The following is an 18,469-nucleotide window of genomic DNA, read 5'->3' as shown; positions in this document are numbered from 1 at the left end:
CGGCGGCAAAGAAAGTAAGTGCCGCCCCGCACAGGGGCAACACCAATAGACCACTAACAAATCAAGAAAAGGCCAAAAAAATCAGAACAAGAAAAGCCCACCCTCAATCCTCATCATCCGTCCACGGAATATCCACATCAGAAATAAAAGCAACAGTAGCAAACGGCCCCCCATCCTGCCGTCCAATCTTCCCATCCGCCCGCTGCCACTCAACCCGGAACACCGTAGCCGGATCATCGGCAATCAACCGCACGGTCCGAACCTCATCCGGATCCGACTCCTCAACGGGCCCGTCGAGCGAAACCAGCAATTCCTGTGGCCAAAGCCCATCGGTGGGATCGTAAATCTTGTCACCTTCCGGAATCAGCGTGAAAGCCTCCACGCCGATCGTCGCCGACGCCTCGGCGATCATCTTGCCCAGCGCGCGTAGCAACGCGGTCGCCCGCGCCGAGTTGGCCTGGCGAATTGCAAGATCCCCGCGCGTCAGCGCCTGCTCAAGTTTTGGGTTGGTTTTTTGTTGCGCCATTCGATGTCCTGATTCCTATCGCACTGTTATGCACGGCACGCCCATTCGTGGCGTACCGCTCTCCGTTTTTCGGGCTGAATCCTACCACTGGTGTGGGCTCCAGCATCACGAGCCGCGCCGTAAAGGCCGGCCAGCCCGCCCCGTCACCACAGTTTAGGTCGTGATTTGCCGTCCGGCAGGGAGATTTGCCTTTCAATGGGCCTTGCCGCGCTTTCGGGGCGACTTCGGCGCTGCAGCATCCGCGGGCTTCACGCCGCCGATTTCGGCGATCAGATGGTCGCGGAACGCCTTGACCGACGGCGGCAACTCCCGGCCGGCCATCGTCTGCACCTGGATGCTGCGCTGACGCATCTGCGGGTGTGCCAGCGGTATCGCGACGAAGCCGTCGCTGACATAACGGTCGCGAACCGATAACAGCCCGGTGAACATGATCGCCCCGGACTTCTGCGCGTAGCGGTACATCGCGCCGCTATTGTTGCTGGTGAGATCGGGCTCGAGCAACACGCCTTCAAGCGCACAGGTAATGTCGATCAACTGCCGGATCGTCGTGCCGGGCTCCGGCAGCACCAGTGGATAGCGCCGCAGATCGGCAAGCGACACCCTCGCCCTTGCAGCCAGCGGATGATCGGCGCGCAGCAGCGCCAGCACCGGCGCGCGCTCGGTGTGTTCGACCTTGACACCCTTTTCCGGCGCGAGACTGAACGTCAGCGCGAGATCGGCGTCGCCATCGCGCACCCGGCGGGTCGCTTCGCCCGGCGGCACCACGGAGAGCGTGAAGTCGGTCCCCGGGTAGAGGCCGCGGAACGCCGCCATGGCGCTGGGCAGAAAATCCGCGGCGAACCCCTCTGAACTGGCGACCTTGATCATGCTGCCGTGCAAGGCCTCGAGGCCGCCGATCTCCCGCATCACGTGCTCCGCCTCGAGCAGGCTGCGCTGCGCGTAAGCAAGCAGGCGCTCGCCCGCCTCGGAGAGCGACATGCCGCGCGGCCGGCGCTCGAACAGCGCGACGCCGAGATCGCTTTCGAGCCGGGCGATCTGCCGGCTGATCGCCGAAACGGCCACATGCAGCCGCGCGGATGCGTCGCTGATCGAACCGGTGCGGGCCACTTCGACAAAGTAGCGCAATGCGATGCCGTGCAATGAAAGTGCCATGAACGATGCCTCTGCGGGTGGGCGCGCGACCGTATGCGAGCGCGCGCCGAGGTGACCAGCTTTGCCTTTTCGGCAACGCAAGTTTCGAAACACGATCATTGTGACAAAAATAACGGCCTCCTAGAATCGTTTCGAAGCTGATGGCCGCGAAGCAGACGTGCCACGCTAGACGCCACGTCGCCGCCACATCGCCGCCACATCGCCGCCATTCCCCGCATCCGCATCGGAGACAACCATGAGCCGCAACCAGGCCATCGAACACGCCACCCATCATTTCGAATCCGGCGCCTTTCTCGAGAACCTCAACCGTCGCGTCGGCTTTCGCACCGAGAGCCAGGAAAGCGACCGGGCCGCCACGCTGCTTTCGTATCTGACCGGTGAAATCGCGCCCGAAGCCGAAGGGCTCGGCTTCAGCACGCGCATCGTCGACAACCCGGCGCAAGGGTCCGGGCCGTTCCTGTTCGCCAATCGCCACGAAGACGATCACCTGCCTACCGTGCTGATCTATGGCCACGGCGACGTCGTGCGCGGCTACGACAGCCAGTGGCGCGCGCCGCTGACGCCGTGGGCCGTGACCGTCGAAGGCGAACGCTGGTATGGCCGGGGCACCGCCGACAACAAGGGCCAGCACTCCATCAACCTCGCGGCGCTCGCGAGCGTGCTGGCCGCGCGCGGCGGCAAGCTCGGCTTCAACGCGAAGCTGCTGATCGAGATGGGCGAGGAAACCGGCTCGCCGGGGCTCGACGCGATCTGCCACCACCACAAACAGGAACTGGCCGCGGACGTGCTGATCGCCTCCGACGGTCCGCGCCTCGCCGCGCGCCGCCCCACCGTCTTCCTCGGCTCGCGGGGCTCGGTGAACTTCAGGCTCTCGCTGAATCTGCGCGACGGCGCGCACCACTCGGGCAACTGGGGTGGCCTGCTGCGCAACCCCGCCACCGTGCTGGCAAACGCACTCGCCAGTCTGGTCGACGCGCGCGGCGTGATCGCTGTCCACGGCTTGCGTCCGCCGCCGATTCCCGAGGCGGTGCGCCGGGCGCTCGCCGGTATCACGGTAGGCGGCGGCCCCGGCGACCCGGCCGTCGACGACAACTGGGGCGAGCCCGGCCTCACGCCGCCAGAACGTGTGTTCGGCTGGAACAGCTTCGAGGTGCTGGCCTTCAAGGCGGGCAATCCCGAGAACCCGGTCAATGCGATTCCGTCGTCGGCGTTCGCGCATTGCCAGTTGCGCTTCGTGGTCGGCACCGACTGGCAAAACCTGGTGCAGCATCTGCGCGCCCATCTGGACGCGCGGGGTTTTTCGCTGGTCGAGATCGACGTCGAGCGCGGTGCGCCGGCCACCCGTCTGGATCCCGACGACCCGTGGGTGACGTGGGCCATCGCCTCGCTCGAACAGACCACCGGCAAGAAAACCGCCGTTCTGCCCAATCTCGGCGGCACGCTGCCCAACGAAGTCTTCGCCGACACGCTCGGCCTGCCGACCATCTGGGTGCCGCATTCGTACCCGGCCTGCTCGCAGCACGCGCCGAACGAACATCTGCTCGGACCCGTGGTGCGCGAGGGTCTGCAGATCATGGCGGGATTGTTCTGGGATCTTGGCGAGAACGCGCCGCACGCCGGCACGACGCATCCGCAAGCCGCGACCTGAACGAGCAGCCTGAATCAGCAGCCTGAGCGGGCAGCCTGAACGGGCAACCTGAGCGATCGACACAGCACGTTCGCCGCCCATTCGCCGCCCGTTCGGTCTCGATCCGCTCTGCACCCGCAGTTCCCTGCCAGCCGTATCCGCCACAAGGCACGCCCACGATGATCACGTCTACCCTGCAAGCCAGCGCTGCGCGGCCGTCCGCCGCGAAAGTCCATCGCATCATTCTCGCGGCGTCGATCGGCAATGCGCTTGAATGGTTCGACCTCGTCGTCTACGGTTTCTTCGCGGTCACGATCGCGAAGCTATTCTTCCCGGCGCGCACCGAAGCGATTTCGCTGATGCTCACGCTCGGCACCTTCGGCATCTCCTACCTGATCCGCCCACTCGGCGGATTCGTGCTCGGTTCACTCGCGGATCGCGCGGGCCGCAAGGCCTCGCTGCTGCTGTCGATCGGTTTGATGATGATCGGCACGCTAACGATCGCCGTGATGCCCCCGTATGCCGCGATCGGTTTGTGGGCGCCGGCCGGCATCATGCTGTCGCGGCTGGTTCAGGGATTCTCCGCGGGCGGCGAATTCGGCGCCTCCACCGCGTTTCTGGTCGAGCATGCGCCCGAGCGGCGCGGCTTCATGGGCAGTTGGCAATTCGCGAGCCAAGGCCTCGCGACGCTGCTCGCCTCCGGTTTCGGCGCCTTGCTGACGAGCCAGCTCACGGCGGCGCAACTCGAATCGTGGGGCTGGCGGATTCCGTTTCTGTTCGGCCTCGTGATCGGCCCGGTCGGTTTCTATATTCGCCGTTACGTGGACGAAGGCGCCGAGTTCGGCACGGAACCCAAAACGCGCACGCCGCTGCGCGATCTGTTCGGCACGCAGAAGGTCCGCATGCTGCTCGCGGTCGGCTCGCTGGTGATTTCCACCGCCGCCAACTACATGATCCTGTACATGCCGACCTACGCGATCAAGCAACTGCATCTGCCCGCCTCGACCGGTTTCGCCGCCACGCTCGCGACGGGCGTGGTGCTGACGGTGTTGACGCCGTTCGCCGGCCACCTGTCAGACAGCGCGGGGCGAATCCGCATCATGGCGGTGGCGGCGACGCTGATGTTGCTGACGGTCTACCCGGCCTTCATGTATATGAACGCGCATCCGTCGTTTGCCACGATGTTGCTGGCCTTGATCTGGATCGGCGCATTGAAGGCGACCTACTTCGGTGCGCTGCCCGCGCTGATGTCGGAAATTTTCCCGACGCAGACGCGCGCAACCGGCCTTGCGGCCAGCTACAACATCGGCGTGACGGTGTTCGGTGGCTTTGCGCCCTTCGTGATCACCTGGCTGATCGACGCGAGCGGCAATAAGCTCGCGCCCGGCTTCTATCTGATGTTCTGCGCGGTGGTGAGTTTGCTGGCGCTCTACGCGGTGCGCTCGAAGCTGAAGATTCGCTGAGCGAGTTTGATCGAGGTTTGATCGAGTGTGGGCGAGGTTGATTACGTTCGGGGCAAGCAAAGTGGATGCATTCGCCTTGCTTGCCCCACAACGGCGTTATGGCGCCGGATTAGGCTGCAGTTCATGCAGCTTGTCGATCTCCGCGAGCGCTTCCGGCGAGAGTTTCACCTCGGCGCTGGCGATGTTTTCCTTCAACTGATCGAGCGATGTCGCGCCAATCAGATTGCTCGTCAGGAACGGCCGGCTGTTGACGAAGGCCAGCGCAAACTGCGCGGGCGACAAGCCGTGGCGCTTCGCCAGTTCCACATAACGCGTGGTGGCCTGAACCGCCTGCGGCTTGCTGTAGCGTTGAAAGCGCTCGAACAGCGAAATGCGGGCGCCGGCCGGACGCGCGCCGCCTTCATACTTGCCGGACAGCCAGCCGAAGGCCAGCGGCGAGTAGGCGAGCAAGCCGAGATTGTCGCGATGGGCGTACTCGGACAGCCCCGCTTCGTACGTGCGGTTCAGCAGGCTATACGGGTTCTGGATGCTGACAATGCGCGGCAAGCCGAGCTTCTCCGCCGCGCGCAGAAACTGCGCGACACCCCATGGCGTTTCGTTCGACACGCCGATATGGCGAATCTTGCCTGCCTTGACGAATTCGGCGAGCACCGACAGCGTTTCTTCGATCGGCACCGTGTACGCGTCGTCGACCCACGGATAGGCGGGGCGGCCGAACGTCATCGTGCTGCGATCCGGCCAGTGCAACTGGTATAGATCGACGTAATCCGTTTGCAGCCGCTTCAGGCTGTCGTTCAGCGCTTCGGTCAGATTCTTGCGGTCGAACTGGTTGCCTTCGCCGCGAATATGGCGCGGGTTGTGCGGCTGACGGGCCGGGCCGGCGATCTTGGTGGCCAGCACGATCTTCTCGCGCGCGCCGCGATGCTGCGCGATCCACGTGCCGATATAGCGCTCGGTCGAGCCTTGCGTCTCGGGGCGCGGCGGCACCGGGTACATTTCCGCCGCGTCGATCAGATTGACGCCCTGGTCGAGCGCGTAATCGATCTGCGCGTGCGCTTCCTGCTCGGTGTTCTGCTCGCCCCACGTCATGGTGCCGAGACCGATCAGGCTAACCTTCACATCCGAGTCGCCGAGTCTGCGGTATTCCATTGAACCTGTCCTGTTGTATATAAAGAGAAAGCGCCGACGTTACCATGCCGGCGCAATGCCTGCAGCGCGGCTAAAATGCTGCTTCAGCAGCCGCTCACACTACCGCGCTCAACGAACTTTCCGTCAACCCGTCTGCGATGAATCCCGAACACCTCGAACTGCTGGTCACGCGCGTGATGCCGTATGGAAAATACAAAGGCCGGCTGATCGCGGATCTGCCTGGCCACTATCTGAACTGGTTTGCGAGCCAGGGCTTCCCGCCCGGCGAAATCGGCCGTCTGCTGGCCTTGATGCACGAGATCGATCACAACGGTCTGTCGTCGCTGATCGAGCCTTTACGCAAGCGCTGAGAGCGTCGCCTTCGGCAGATGCCAGCCGTAGGTCACGGCAAGCACGCGCAGGATGAAGCACGCCACCGCCAAGCGCCGCGACAAACGAGATGACCATCACACCCAGCAGGTCGAGGCCGCCGCGCATCGCACTGAGCGCGCCCTCGATCGCGAAAACCACCGTGCCGGCCAGATCGGCCGCCAGAACCAGCGTTTCGGCGTTCGGCCTGATTTTTCCTATCGACAATGTCGGCATCGACGCATCACCCTATTCGTCCACGAGTAGCCGGAAAGGTATAGCGAAATGCCCAGTGCCTGGTAAAAAATTTGCGCGCCCGACACACGTTACGGGCGCGCGCCGGCTATTTTGCGAGGCGGGGCCTGCCGAGCCCGCTTTCTCTGGGCAGGCAACCCATGGCGACCAGGTGCACGAGCAGGCGGTCCACCGCTTCTTCGATCGACAGCCGATCGGTTTCGATCATGACATCGGGGTCGAGCGGCACATCATACGGCCCGGAGATGCCGGTGAAATTAGGAATCTCGCCACGCCGCGCACGCGCGTAGAGGCCTTTGACATCGCGCGCCTCGCACACCGTCAGCGGCGCATTCACGTAGACCTCGACGAACCCTTCGCCCACGATCTCGCGAGCCATGCGCCGATGTTCATGCTCGGGCGAGATCACCGCGGCAATCGCGATAAAGCCCTGCTGCATGAACAGTTCCGCGACATGCGCGACCCGCCGCAGATTTTCGGCGCGATCTTCCGGTGTAAAGCCGAGACCGGCGGTCAGGCCGCGCCGCAGCACGTCGCCGTCGAGCACCACCGAGGCTTGCCCTGCTCCTTTCAGACGCAGGTGCAACGCGTCGGCGAGGGTCGATTTACCGGCGCCGGACAAACCGGTCATCCATATGACGGCCCCGTGAATTGTGCTCATGACTTCTCCGTATCAATTGCCGGCGCCCCGGTATCCGCCGAAGGCGCGCTGAAGCTGCCGGCCGGCGCCAACGCCGGTTCGAGACCGTCGAACAAAGGTTGTAGCAGCGCCTGGCGCGGCTGCCAGCGCCGTACCGACGTCTTGTAGATCGGGCGGCGCACCTGTGCCGCGCTGGCCGTGTTCACCTGCCGCGCGGTCTGGTGAAACGACAGACAGCGCTCGTCCCAGTCGAGCCCGCAATGCGCGAGCAACCGCCGGACATTGCCTTCGAGATCGTCGACCAGTTCTTCGTATTTGATTTCAATCATCGTGCCCTCGGGCAACACGCGTTGCCAATGCCCCATCAGTGCGTCGTACGCGCGGTAGTAGCGGCCCAGTTCACCTAGATCGTAACTGAACGGTACGTCATGAAAAATTCGGGAAAAAATCGACAGACAGCTTTGCAACGGCGAGCGGCTGCTATGAATGAAGCGCGCGTTCGGCAACGCCAGATGGATCAGCCCGACATTGATGAAGTTGAACGGATATTTGTCGGTGAAGCGCGGGTGGCCGGACGCCGAGGTTTGCGTCTCGGGCAGCGGCATGCGCATGCGGCGCAAATAGTCGGCGCCTAAAGTACGCAATGGCGCGGCGCCGACGCCCTGCAATGCTTCGATATCGATGCGCAACGGGTCGTTTAAATCGCGGCCAATGCAATTCACCAGCGCCTCGCCGAAGTCCGTGCGCTCGCCCATGCCGAGCACCTGCGGATGACTCGCGAGTATCTGTTCGATCAGGGTCGAACCGGAGCGCGGCATGCCGACAATAAAAATCGGCGCGTCGGAGGGATCGCCAAGACCGCGTTTGGCCTCCAGCACCTCTGCGGTCAGGAGCTCGGGCAAGTGCGCGAACAGGCCGAGCGACGCGGCTTCGTCATAACGCACGCCGGCACGGTACAAGGCGTTGCCCTTCAGGAAGTGATCGAACGAGGCATCGTTGCGGCCCACATCCGACAACGCCTGACCATAGGCGAAGTGAATCTCCGCCTGATTGGCGGGCGTAAGCGTTGCGACATTGCCGGCGAATCGCTCGAGTTCGGCGAACACCGGGTCGTCGGCGGCAAGGCGCTTGGATTGCACGAAGTTGCGGTAATACAGCGGCACCTGCGGAGCGGCTTCGATCGCGCGGCGATAGGCTTCGTGCGACTCGTCGAAACGGCCCAGCGCCTGCAGGCAGTTGCCCATGTTGTTGTACGAGCCGTCGGCCTTCGAAGTCAGCCGGACTGCTTCGCGATAGGCGTCGACCGCCTGCTCGAGCCGATGCATCTGCTCGAGCGACCAGCCGAGGCCGTGACGTAAATTGGTATTGAGCGGATCGAGCGCGATGGCCTCGTGATAGCGAACCACGGCTTCGGAAAAGCGGTTCAGCACGGCGAGCGTCCCCGCAAGGTGCTCGAGGACGGCGCAGTCGGTAGGATCGAGCGTGTGCGCTGCTTCGAAACAGTGCAGTGCGGCCTGGAGGTCGCCGCGAGCGACGCAGGCGTCGCCTTCGGCGCGCCATTCTGAGGCGGTCGCTGGCTGTGGATCGTGCTTCATTGACGGCCAGTTTTTTGCAGGCTTCGCATCAGGCGGCCCGGCAATGTGGGGTACGTTCTTCTTCATCCAGCGTCTGCACAAGCAGGGTCTGGATTCAAAGGGGGAATTGTCTGACGCGAAAGTATCAGGCGCGCCCTACAGTTACGTTTCGAATATTTAACGAACTGTTACAGGGAGATGACTCTGTCATAGTCTGGAAGACTTGCCGCAACGCGCGACCGCTATGGCGTTGGATCGTCGCACAGACCTCATGGCGGCGTCGTGACGCTTGCGAGCGGTAATTTGCGGACACAAATCCCGCTGAACTCCAGGGCACACCGTTTTTCTGATTCTTATACGAGGAGGCGGGAGAAAATCGTGAGCAGGCTTATTGCATCAGTCGCGCTGCTGGCTGTGGCGGCAACGCTCGCCGGTTGCGCGGTCGCCCCGGGGTATGGCTACGGGTACCCCTATTACTATCCCGGCTATGGTTACGCGTATGGACCGTACGGTCCATACGGTCCGGCTTATGGCACGGTCGACATCTGGGGCGGCTGGGGCGGCTCATGCTGTTACTACCATGGGCATGACGGCTACTGGCACGGCGGCGGGTGGCACGGGGGCGGTTGGCACGGTGGGAGCGGCGGCTGGCACGGCGGTGGCGGCCACGGCGGCGGCGGTGGTGGCAGCTCGTGGAGCAGCGGCGGCGGCCAGGGCGGTCACGGGCATTGACGCCGGCAGTTCGGCGTATCCCTGTCACCCTAATGAGAATTGCTATCAATAAGCGGGGCGACCCGATCAATCGTCCGCGCGGCGCCGCCAATCCGTAGGCGGCGCCTTAAGATCATCCCTCCCGCGCGAGCTCGATTCCCGTCGTCGTTTCCACGATCTTGCCGCCTGCCAGCCGGATCACCCGGTCGGCCGTATCGAAGAACCTGTCGTCGTGCGAGATCACGATCAGCGTCTTGCCCTGCCGCTTCAACTCAGGCAGGAACTCGCTGTAAAACACGCGGCGGAAGGTTGGGTCCTGATCGGCGGCCCATTCGTCGAACATCATCACCGGCCGTTCTTCGAGCATCGCATGCACGAGCGCGAGCCGTTTGCGCTGCCCCGCCGACAGATCGATCGTCGAAAACACGCCGTCGCTGACCTTCACCTTGTGCGCAATCTCCAGATGTTCGAGCCACGTCTGCGCGCGCGCGATCATTTCCGGGTCGCGCGCGACGAGGTCGTCGAACAGGTAGTAATCGGAGAACACCGCGGAAAACATCTGCCGGTAAGCGTCGATCTGTTCGGCCGGAACCGGCGCGCCGTCGAGCAGCAACTGACCCGGGCTCGGACTGTACAAGCCGAGCAGCAGTTTGATCAGCGTGGTCTTGCCGCAACCGTTTTCGCCGACGATAAACAGCGTCTCGCCGCGCTGGATCGTCAGATCGACCGGACCGAGACTGAACGGCACGACATCGCCATTCGATGCATACGTATAGCTCGCCGCGCGCAGCGTGATGTCCTCATGCATCGTCAGAGGTTCCTGCGCCTGCCCTTCTCTATCGTCGAGCAGATACGGCTCGCGGCTCGTGAATTGCGAGCTCAGCTCCGCGATCCGCCGGAACGACACCTGCGCCTGACCGAGCGCAGGCAACGCGCTCGCCAGTTGATCGACCGGGCCGCGCACGTACAGCAGCACGATCACGAATCCGCTAATCACGCGCGGATCGACCCCGAGCCGGTATTGCGCCACCAGCAGCACGCCGATCACCGCAAAAAACAGCGTCGAACTCGCGGCGTCGGTGGCCCAGAACAGGCGCATCGCGCGCGTCTTCAGATCGGCGATCGTATCGGCCGCGCCGGATAGTTGCGCGCCGTACACCCGCTCGCGCCGCGCACGATTCAGACGCAACTCCTTCGCGCCTTCGGTGATCGCGCGGTACTGCTTCTGCAATTCGTCCTGCGCGCCTCGCACGCCTTCGTAATGGCGCGTCCAGCGGCGCGACGCATTGCGGTTGAAGAGCAGCCCGAGCACGATCGCGACCGCCGCGAGCACGAACAGCAGCGGCGACAGCACCAGCATATAGACGATGCAGCCCAGCACGATCGCGAAGGCAATCGCGAATCCGGAGAAGTTGAACGTGAACGCGCTGACGGTATCGACATCGCCGTTCAGCGTCGCGATCAGCCGGTGCACCTTGTAGCGCTCGATTGCCGCAATCGGCGCACAGACGATCCGCGCGGAAATGTCCTTGCGCAGCGCGGCGATGATCTGCTGCCCGATCATGCTGTTGCCGACCCCGGCCGCCGCGCGTCCCGCCAGCGTGACGAGACAGAGCACGACGAACAGCGCGATGGTGTGCCCGCTCGCGCCGCCGGGCGCATGCAGCCCGTCGTTGATGGTCGCCAGCAGCCATGCGGTGGACAAGCCGCCAATGCCGCCCATCAGGGTTGCAAACAGCGTCACGCGCCAGAACGGACGTAGCAGGCGAATCAGTTCGTGCGAGAGACCGGGTTTCGCATCAGCCGCGCGTGCCGTGGAGGTCGAGGTGGAGTTGGATGTCATCGCTTTCTTCATTGTAAGAGCCGTGCGGCGTTCAGCGTACGTAACTTACCGGCTCGCCGGTGTCGGGATGGCGCATCACGCCCATTGAAATGCCGTAGATCGCCTGCAATTGCGCGGGCGTCAGGATCTCTTCCGGCGTGCCTTGCGCGATCAGCTTGCCACCGTGCAGCGCGACGATTTCATCGCAATAGCGGGCCGCCATGTTGACGTCGTGGAGCACGACGATGATGCCGATGCCGCGTTCCGTCGACAGCCGCTGCACCAATGACAGCACCTCGACCTGATGCGCGACGTCGAGCGCGGAGATCGGTTCGTCGAGCAATAGATAGTCGGCGTCCTGCGCGATCAGCATCGCCAGCCAAACGCGCTGACGCTCGCCGCCCGACAGCGTATCGACCAGCCGGTCGGCAAAACCGGTGACGTCGGTGAGCGCCATCGCCTCCTCGACTTTCGCGCGGTCGGCCTCGGTGAACCGGCCCAGCGCGCCGCGCCACGGATAGCGCCCGAACGCGACCAGTTCGCGCACCAGAATCCCCGCGGCCGAGGGCGTGTGCTGCGGCAGATACGCCAGCTTCTGTGCGAACGCGCGCGTCGGCCATTGATCGAGCGGCTTCCCTTCGAACAGGATCTGACCGCTGCTGGCCGGCTGCTGCCGCGCGAGAATCTTGATCAGTGTGGACTTGCCGGAGCCGTTATGGCCGATCAGCCCGATCACGCGCCGCGCCGGCAGCGTCAAGGTCAACGAACGCAGCAAGGTGCGCTCCGGCAACGCGAAGCTCACGTCGCGCAACTCGAAAATCGCCACGTCGGGCGCATCGGGCGCATCGGGCGCATCGGGCGCATCGGGCGCATCGGGCGCATCGGGCGCGTCTCTCGGTCCGTTCGAACCGGCCATGGCGAGACTCGCGCCGTCAGGCATATCGCTCGCTTCGCCCGCTTGCGCGCGGGACACGGGCAACGCAACCACATTGGCGGGTCGGGTCATAGGCTGTTTCCTGCAAAACGTCGGGTCGCGCGCGCGGCATCGCGCATCGAGACCATGAATCGGAGCGTCATGATTTTTGCTTCCACATCAGAATCAGAAAATACGGGCCGCCGATGAAGGCGACCAGCAACCCGGCCGGCACCTGATTCGGGAACAGCACATTGCGGCCGAGCCAGTCGGCGAGCACCATCAGCGCGGCCCCGATCAGCGCGCCCGCGAGCGCTTGCGGCACCGCGCGGCGCAAGCCGAGCAGGCGCGCCATATGCGGCGCCATCAGCCCCACGAACGACACCGGTCCGACAATCAGGGTGGCCGCCGCGGTGGCCAGCGCGCACAGGCCGAGCAAGGCCATCCGCACCGCCGGCACCGATACCCCGATGGCCCGCGCCGACTGCTCGCCGAGCGACAGAATCTCGAGGGCGCGCGCCGCGAACGGCAGCAAGCCGACGCTGATCGCGGCAACCACGCAGGCCGCCACCGCGTCGGCACTTTGCACGCGATAGGTCGAGCCCGCCATCCACGCCTGCAGGATCGGCATGCGTGGGTCGCCGCTTGTCAGCAGCACCGACACGACGCTGCCGGTCACCGTCGCCACCGCGATACCGACCAGCACCAGCCGCTCCGGTGAGAAGGTGCTTTTGCGCGCGAGTGCGAACATCACCAGCAGTGTCGCCAGCGCCCCGGCCGCGCCGGTTCCGACACGCACCGCCTGTCCCGCCGACGGCGCGATAAAGAGCAGCGCGATCAACGCCAGCGACGCGCCCGAGGAAATACCGAGCACTTCAGGGCTCGCCATCGGATTCGCGGTCAGCCGCTGGATCACGACACCCGCCACCGCCAGCATCACGCCCGCCGCCAGCGCCGCCGCGACGCGCGGCACGCGCAACACGAAGAGCGGCTGCACGTCGGCCCATTGCAACAGCCGCCAACCCGACAGGCCGCGATTGAAATCCACCGCCAGCGTGGCCAGCACGACCAGCGCGAGCGCCGCCAGCACCAGCCACCCCGCGTGCAACCTGCGCGGCGCCGACGACGTGTAGGACCCTGGCGCCGGTTGCAACGCCGCGTCTTTCAGGAGCGGCAACATCAGCAACAGCAACGGCGCGCCGAACAGCGCCGTCACCGCGCCGGTCGGAATCTCCACGAACACGCGGCCGGCGAGTTGCGCGCCTTCGTCAGCGAGCCACAGCAGGCACGCGCCGATCACCGGCGACCAGACCAGCCGCTGGCGCAGCGTGCGGGCCCCGGCGAGCCGCGCCAGCACCGGACCGGCCAGCCCGATAAAGCCGATCACGCCGACCGCGCTCACCACCAGCGCGCTCAGCATCGATGCGATCAGCAATGCGCCGGCGCGGATCGTGCGCAAGGGCAAGCCCACGCTGCGGGCACTTTCGTCGCCGAGTTCGAGCACGGCGAGCGCGTTCGACATCAGCGCGACGATGGCCGCGACCACAGCGAGCCGTGCCAACAGATATTGCGCGACCGCCCAGCCGTTCTGATTCAACGCGCCGCTCTGCCAGATGAATACCGACACGAGGCTCTGCCCGAAAAACAGCGCAAGCACCGACGTGAACGCACCGGTGCACAGCGTGACCAGCAGGCCGCCGAGGATCATGCTCAAAGGCGAGAACGCGCGGCTCCACGAGACCGCCATCACCACGCCGACGCTCGCCAGCGCACCCGCCAGCGCGACCCATTCGCGGCCGTGTATCAGCAGTTCCGGAAACCACAACGAGACGACCGACAGCGACACGCTGGCCCCCGCCGACACCCCGAGCGTGGTCGGTTCCGCGAGCGGATTGCGCAACACATGCTGAAAGATCGCGCCTGCCAGCGCGAGCGCCGCGCCGCTTGCCAGCGCGACGGCCAGCCGTGGCAGCGTCGCGTAACGCAACGCGATCAGCGACAGATCGTCGGACGACGCATCGGCGAGATGCCACAGCGTGCGCAAGGACGCGGACGGCAGTTGCAGGCTCAGCAGCCAGAGCGTCGCGGCCAGCGCCGCGCCACCTAGCCCGGCCGCCATCAGCCACGGATGCGCGAGCGATCCGCGCTCGCGCTGCGCCACCGCGAGACCGGGCGTCACGCGGACCTCCGCGCCGTGATCGCCGCAGCAAAGTGGTCCGCGAACTGGCGCGCACTCGGCAGCGAACCGAACACGTCGAATGGCTGGATCGGGTTCACGCGGCCTTCGCGAACCATCGGCAGACGGCTCCACACCGGGCTCCCGGTCAGCGTATTCAATGCGGCCTGGGTCGACGCACCGTAATCGATGTAGAGCAGCTCCGCCTGCGGCGACACGGCGAGTTGCTCGACGCCGACCACCGCGCAACCGTAGCCGTTGGTCTTGCCTTGCCATGCATTGACGAAGCCGAGCCGCTGCATCACGTCGGACACAACGCAGTTTTTTGCATAGATGAGAATATTGCTGCCGCCTGTATCGAGTTGCGTGACGAACACGGGGCGGCGTGACGAGTGATTCGCCGAGCTGATCGCATCGCCGCCTAGCTTCATTTTCAGTTCGGCGAAGCGCGCGTCGAGCTGCGCGATATAGGCGGCGCCCTCGCGCTCGCGTCCAATGACCCGCGCGAGCCGCATCATTTCCGCACTCGCGCGCTCGACGATATTCGCGTGGCCGGCGCCGGAATAGATATCGAGCACGAAGACCGGCGCGATCCGTTCCAGCAGAGCGCGCAGACTCGCGCTCATCGTTTCGATGACGATCAGCGACGTCTTCAGTTCGCGCAGTACTTCGAGATTCGGTTCCGCCGGATACCCGCAATCGACGATACCGTCAGGCAAAGGCGGAAAACCGCCCATCGTCGCGTAGACGTCGAGCGCGCCGGCCGCCACCGGCTTCACATCGAGCGCGAGTAGCGTTTCGGTGCCGGGCCGGTCTGGCGTCGCGACACGCGGCGCGCGCGCGGTTCCCGCCGCCGCGAGCGTCGGGGCAAATGCGCCTGCAATTGGCAATAACAGTGGCACGGTCAGCGGCACAGTCAGCGCGCCGAGAAAACCTCGCCGCGTCGTCATCGCTGCGCTCCTGTCGCCGCGCCGCCGTCGAGGGTTGCATCGAGCCGGATCGTGTCGTTGTCGTTGGCATCGGCAGGTGCGCCGCTCGCGGCACCGGTAGCGAACGGCATACGCAGCCAATCCTTGCTCGCATACCGCAGTGTGCCCGCGCTGAAATACGGCGAACCCGGATCGTCGGATTGCCCATCGGCCATCAACGTGTACGCGACCGGACCGCCCTGCGCGCCCGGCGGCGCAAAGCCCACGGTTTGCATATAGCTGTTGCCGGCCAGGTCCGTGGCGTCGACGGCGGGTTTCGCGCGGTTCGCGCCAAATACGCACGCGGCCGTGAAATAGCCCGTTTCGCTGCAGCCGCCGTATAGCGGAATGCGGCGGCCGTTTTCGGTGACGGACAATAAATCGCCGGTGGTCGCATCGGTCGCGACGCCCTGCTTTTGCAGATCGAGCACGGCCGCGCCAAGCGCCGCGCCGAGCCGCGCCGGATCGGTTTGCAAACCGCGCGGCGTGTTCAGCGGATCGGCGGGATCGAACTGGATCGCGTAGAGCTTCGCATCGCCGATCTTCTCCGCGCGCGACCAGAATGCGCCCCACAATGGCGCACCGCGCGATTGCGTCGCACCGGTGTTATCCCACGCACGAAGCACGCGGCACGCCGCGCCGATATCCACTTTGCGCGGCGCTTCCGCGCCTGGGGCGCTCGCTGTGTTTGCTGTGTTTGCTGTGTTTGCTGTGTTTGCTGTGTTTGCTGTGTTTGCTGTGTTTGCTGTGTTTGCTGTGTTTGCCGTGTTTGCCGTGTTTGCCGTGTTTGCCGTGTTTGCCGTGTTTGCCGTGTTTGCCGTGTTTGCCGCGCTCGCTGCATTTGCACCCGCTGCCGTCCCCGCCGCGTCATTCGGCACACTGACTTCGACGCGATGCGCGCTGTCCTCCACACACACCTGCGCCAGCAACGGCGCCTTGAACAATTCCGCCGACAGCACGCGGCTGTTCAACGACAGGCTCCGTACCGTGGCACTAGTCGCGCCGCGTCCCGGCAAGCCGTCGCTGCCCGCCATGCGCTGCGCGATCATCAGATGCCCGAGCCGCGCGCGCAATCCGGGTGCTTCCGGCGCACCGCCAAAAATCCTCGGATAGCCGGTGAGCGGTTGCGCGGGATTAGTGAGCCAGTAGCTGTTGTTCATGTTCGCGACGTAGTCGGTGCGCAGCAGGCTCGGCATGCTGCTCGCGGGGAACGCGCCCGGTTGCGCTGAACCGGCGTCGGTGCGCCAGTTGCACGACGAACGCGAGCCGTCGAGCAGCGGCACGCCCGGCGCGCCCTTGGCGAACGCGGGCGCAAGCTTCGGCGCGCATTGCGCGGCGAGTTCATCGGGGACGTTCGGCACCGCGCCGATATCCGCGTACCACGCACGACGATCGCCACGGCCGATCGCGAGCGTGTTGACCCACGGCACGGCAGCCAGGCGCCGCTGAATCGCGATGAAATCGTCGAGCGAGCGCGCCTGATCCCATTCGAGGAAATTGCGGAACACCCGGAAGTTGTCCGCGTTGATATCGCGGATCGCGAAGGCCTGCTGACCGTTCCACGCAAATGCCGGCGACATGGCGCCGAGATTGACCAGCGGACCGAAGCGGGTGCGGTACAGCGTGCGGGTGCGTTTGACCACCTGGCCGTTCCTGTCGAGCACGTCGATGGTGAGGGGCACTGCCGTCATCGGCTCGGGCTTGCCGTCGAACAGATACGTGGTCGGCGTGCCGGGCTGCAAGCTCAACTGGAACACGCCGAAACGTCGTGCGCTCGAGACCGTATGCGTCCACGCCACCGAATCGTTGAAGCCGATCATCACGAGCGGAACGCCGAGAAATCCGGCGCCGCTGACGTTCAGTTGGCCGGGAATCGTCAGTTGCTGCTGATAGAAACGATCCGGGCCGCGCCAGAACCAGTGAGGATTGCCGAGCAGTAACGGCTGGCCGTCGGGCGTGGCGTCGCCGCCGAACGCGATGCCGTTGCTGCCGAGCCCGACGTGCCCGCCCGCCTGGAAATACTGTTGCGACAATGCGCGCGCAGCGGTATCGAGCGACGCCGTTTGAATGCCGGACTTCGCGCTCCGCCGATCCGCCGACGATGTTTGAGCGTTCCCGGAAGGCGGCGCAGCCGTGGCGATCGCGGTGACGAACTGCGCGTACCCGCCCGCCAGATTCGAAGCGTACAGACGGCGGTAAATGTCGGCTTCGGTGATATCGGTCAACCACGCCTGCCCACGGCATGCCTGATATTGCCGGGCCGGTGCGGTGCCGTCACGCACCGACTGCACGATCCGGTTATAGCCGGCCGCGAAGCCGTGCACCAGTTGCCGGATTTGCTGCGGTTGCGCCTGCCGGTACGCCTCGACGACCTCGTTCGTATCGACCAGCCGGAAGAAGAAGTCGGCGTCGATGTTCTTCGGCTGACCGTACGTGGAATGCAAGGGCAGATGCGCGTCCGCGCCGAAATAGCGCGAACGTTCGCCGCGATACGTGACGAACGCATCGGCCATCGTGCACAGGTTGTCGCTCGCCTGCGCGAAGCCGACGCCATAGCCGAGGCTGGTCCAGTCCGCGGCTTCGATATGCGGCACGCCGTCGGCCATCCGGCGAATCTGCACCTGGACGTGCTCGGGACGCGTGGTACTGCCGGCGGCGTTCGCGACACTGCCCTTCTCGCCCAACGCAGCGCCGGTCGTGCAGCCTACGCCGATCAGCGCGGCCAGTGCACCGGCGCCGAGCGCCAGTACGGTCTTCAGTTTTTGCATGCTCCATCCGGTGACGCTGCGTGAGCGCAACGTCACGGTCCATTACGTAGGGTTAATCCATCAGTTCGTCGAGCAGCGACTTCATCTCGCGGACATTGTCGTCCTGTTCCCGATGCGTGCTCGCACGTAACGCGTCGCACTCGGCGGCGATTTCGTGAAGCGTCGGTTTCAGGAACAAGGATGCCAGAGGAATATCGGTTTGCAGGCCGCGAAAAATTGCGCGCTGCGCTTTCATCGTCAATAAGGAGTGTCCACCGAGTTCGAAGAAATTGTCGTGACGGCTGATCCGCTCGATCCCCAGGAGGTCTTGCCAGATTGCCGCGATGGCGCTTTCGGTTGGGTTTTGAGGCGGCTCGTCAGTCGTGGCGCGGTCTGCC

Annotated in this window: 15 protein-coding genes; 4 read left to right on the top strand and 11 right to left on the bottom strand. The window is 64.9% G+C overall.

All coding sequences use genetic code 11. The features are described from left to right. Positions 1-103: 103 nt before the first annotated feature. Positions 104-526: a hypothetical protein gene (locus PQR67_RS37615; RefSeq protein WP_408467856.1), complete on the bottom strand. Its 423-nt coding sequence runs from the start codon at positions 524-526 to the stop codon at positions 104-106. 192 nt (positions 527-718) lie between these two features. Further along, the gene (locus PQR67_RS37610) at positions 719-1,678 is read right to left on the bottom strand and encodes a LysR family transcriptional regulator (RefSeq protein WP_408467855.1); all 960 of its coding nucleotides are present in this window, start codon (positions 1,676-1,678) and stop codon (positions 719-721) included. A gap of 235 nt (positions 1,679-1,913) precedes the next feature. Here PQR67_RS37610 and PQR67_RS37605 point away from each other — a divergent pair, with 235 nt between their 5' ends. Together PQR67_RS37605 and PQR67_RS37600 are read left to right on the top strand one after the other, a co-directional pair. Next, positions 1,914-3,326 carry a M20 family metallopeptidase gene (locus PQR67_RS37605; RefSeq protein ID WP_408467854.1) on the top strand — a complete coding sequence of 471 codons (1,413 nt, stop codon included), beginning with the start codon at positions 1,914-1,916 and terminating at the stop codon, positions 3,324-3,326. 158 nt (positions 3,327-3,484) lie between these two features. Continuing rightward, entirely contained in the window at positions 3,485-4,768 is a 1,284-nt protein-coding gene (locus PQR67_RS37600; protein WP_408467853.1) for an MFS transporter, read from the top strand. A 96-nt stretch (positions 4,769-4,864) separates the two neighbouring features. On the opposite strand, the gene PQR67_RS37595 is transcribed toward PQR67_RS37600, so the two are convergent. Then, entirely contained in the window at positions 4,865-5,917 is a 1,053-nt protein-coding gene (locus PQR67_RS37595; protein ID WP_408467852.1) for an NADP(H)-dependent aldo-keto reductase, read from the bottom strand. Between the two features lie 137 nt (positions 5,918-6,054). On the opposite strand from PQR67_RS37595, the gene PQR67_RS37590 reads away from it, so the two are divergent. Continuing rightward, positions 6,055-6,267 (top strand): DUF3820 family protein, encoded by a 213-nt coding sequence (locus tag PQR67_RS37590; RefSeq protein WP_006048800.1) that lies wholly within the window; start codon positions 6,055-6,057, stop codon positions 6,265-6,267. Between the two features lie 341 nt (positions 6,268-6,608). Here the strand turns inward: PQR67_RS37590 and cysC are convergent, their stop codons facing one another. Continuing rightward, the gene (gene cysC, locus PQR67_RS37585) at positions 6,609-7,181 is read right to left on the bottom strand and encodes an adenylyl-sulfate kinase (RefSeq protein ID WP_408467851.1); all 573 of its coding nucleotides are present in this window, start codon (positions 7,179-7,181) and stop codon (positions 6,609-6,611) included. Beyond that, entirely contained in the window at positions 7,178-8,821 is a 1,644-nt protein-coding gene (locus PQR67_RS37580) for a tetratricopeptide repeat-containing sulfotransferase family protein (RefSeq protein WP_408467850.1), read from the bottom strand. Before PQR67_RS37580 ends, cysC begins: the two co-directional genes overlap by 4 nt. A 291-nt stretch (positions 8,822-9,112) precedes the next feature. Here PQR67_RS37580 and PQR67_RS37575 point away from each other — a divergent pair, with 291 nt between their 5' ends. Continuing rightward, on the top strand, positions 9,113-9,466 hold the full coding sequence (locus PQR67_RS37575) for a hypothetical protein (protein ID WP_408467849.1): 354 nt from the start codon (positions 9,113-9,115) through the stop codon (positions 9,464-9,466). Between the two features lie 112 nt (positions 9,467-9,578). Here the strand turns inward: PQR67_RS37575 and PQR67_RS37570 are convergent, their stop codons facing one another. The 6 genes from PQR67_RS37570 to PQR67_RS37545 form a co-directional block, all read right to left on the bottom strand. After that, the gene (locus PQR67_RS37570; RefSeq protein ID WP_408467848.1) at positions 9,579-11,288 is read right to left on the bottom strand and encodes a cyclic peptide export ABC transporter; all 1,710 of its coding nucleotides are present in this window, start codon (positions 11,286-11,288) and stop codon (positions 9,579-9,581) included. A gap of 31 nt (positions 11,289-11,319) precedes the next feature. Then, complete coding sequence (locus PQR67_RS37565) at positions 11,320-12,273, bottom strand: ATP-binding cassette domain-containing protein (RefSeq protein ID WP_408467847.1); 954 nt, start codon at positions 12,271-12,273, stop codon at positions 11,320-11,322. A gap of 67 nt (positions 12,274-12,340) precedes the next feature. Next, complete coding sequence (gene fhuB, locus PQR67_RS37560) at positions 12,341-14,359, bottom strand: Fe(3+)-hydroxamate ABC transporter permease FhuB (protein ID WP_408467846.1); 2,019 nt, start codon at positions 14,357-14,359, stop codon at positions 12,341-12,343. Further along, positions 14,356-15,306: an ABC transporter substrate-binding protein gene (locus tag PQR67_RS37555; RefSeq protein ID WP_408467845.1), complete on the bottom strand. Its 951-nt coding sequence runs from the start codon at positions 15,304-15,306 to the stop codon at positions 14,356-14,358. The genes fhuB and PQR67_RS37555 overlap by 4 nt, the downstream gene beginning before the upstream one ends. After that, positions 15,303-18,092: a penicillin acylase family protein gene (locus PQR67_RS37550; RefSeq protein ID WP_408467844.1), complete on the bottom strand. Its 2,790-nt coding sequence runs from the start codon at positions 18,090-18,092 to the stop codon at positions 15,303-15,305. Before PQR67_RS37550 ends, PQR67_RS37555 begins: the two co-directional genes overlap by 4 nt. Positions 18,093-18,144: 52 nt before the next feature. Further along, a partial coding sequence (locus PQR67_RS37545) for a phosphopantetheine-binding protein (RefSeq protein WP_408467843.1) occupies positions 18,145-18,469 on the bottom strand: 325 nt, incomplete at its 5' end.

It is taken from the genome of Paraburkholderia fungorum (assembly GCF_046026025.1).
In the GTDB taxonomy this organism is placed as follows: domain Bacteria; phylum Pseudomonadota; class Gammaproteobacteria; order Burkholderiales; family Burkholderiaceae; genus Paraburkholderia; species Paraburkholderia fungorum_E.
The sequence above is the reverse complement of the archived record's forward strand: the minus strand, read 5'-3'. Positions and strand labels throughout refer to the sequence as shown.

What these genes read in the sequence shown, in the direction of transcription:
- PQR67_RS37615 (WP_408467856.1), bottom strand. Translation starts at nt 526, where the DNA reads ATGGCGCAACAAAAAACCAACCCAAAACTTGAGCAGGCGCTGACGCGC.
- PQR67_RS37610 (WP_408467855.1), bottom strand. Translation starts at nt 1,678, where the DNA reads ATGGCACTTTCATTGCACGGCATCGCATTGCGCTACTTTGTCGAAGTG.
- PQR67_RS37605 (WP_408467854.1), top strand. Translation starts at nt 1,914, where the DNA reads ATGAGCCGCAACCAGGCCATCGAACACGCCACCCATCATTTCGAATCC.
- PQR67_RS37600 (WP_408467853.1), top strand. Translation starts at nt 3,485, where the DNA reads ATGATCACGTCTACCCTGCAAGCCAGCGCTGCGCGGCCGTCCGCCGCG.
- PQR67_RS37595 (WP_408467852.1), bottom strand. Translation starts at nt 5,917, where the DNA reads ATGGAATACCGCAGACTCGGCGACTCGGATGTGAAGGTTAGCCTGATC.
- PQR67_RS37590 (WP_006048800.1), top strand. Translation starts at nt 6,055, where the DNA reads ATGAATCCCGAACACCTCGAACTGCTGGTCACGCGCGTGATGCCGTAT.
- cysC (WP_408467851.1), bottom strand. Translation starts at nt 7,181, where the DNA reads ATGAGCACAATTCACGGGGCCGTCATATGGATGACCGGTTTGTCCGGC.
- PQR67_RS37580 (WP_408467850.1), bottom strand. Translation starts at nt 8,821, where the DNA reads ATGAAGAAGAACGTACCCCACATTGCCGGGCCGCCTGATGCGAAGCCT.
- PQR67_RS37570 (WP_408467848.1), bottom strand. Translation starts at nt 11,288, where the DNA reads ATGACATCCAACTCCACCTCGACCTCCACGGCACGCGCGGCTGATGCG.
- PQR67_RS37565 (WP_408467847.1), bottom strand. Translation starts at nt 12,273, where the DNA reads ATGACCCGACCCGCCAATGTGGTTGCGTTGCCCGTGTCCCGCGCGCAA.
- PQR67_RS37555 (WP_408467845.1), bottom strand. Translation starts at nt 15,306, where the DNA reads ATGACGACGCGGCGAGGTTTTCTCGGCGCGCTGACTGTGCCGCTGACC.
- PQR67_RS37550 (WP_408467844.1), bottom strand. Translation starts at nt 18,092, where the DNA reads ATGCAAAAACTGAAGACCGTACTGGCGCTCGGCGCCGGTGCACTGGCC.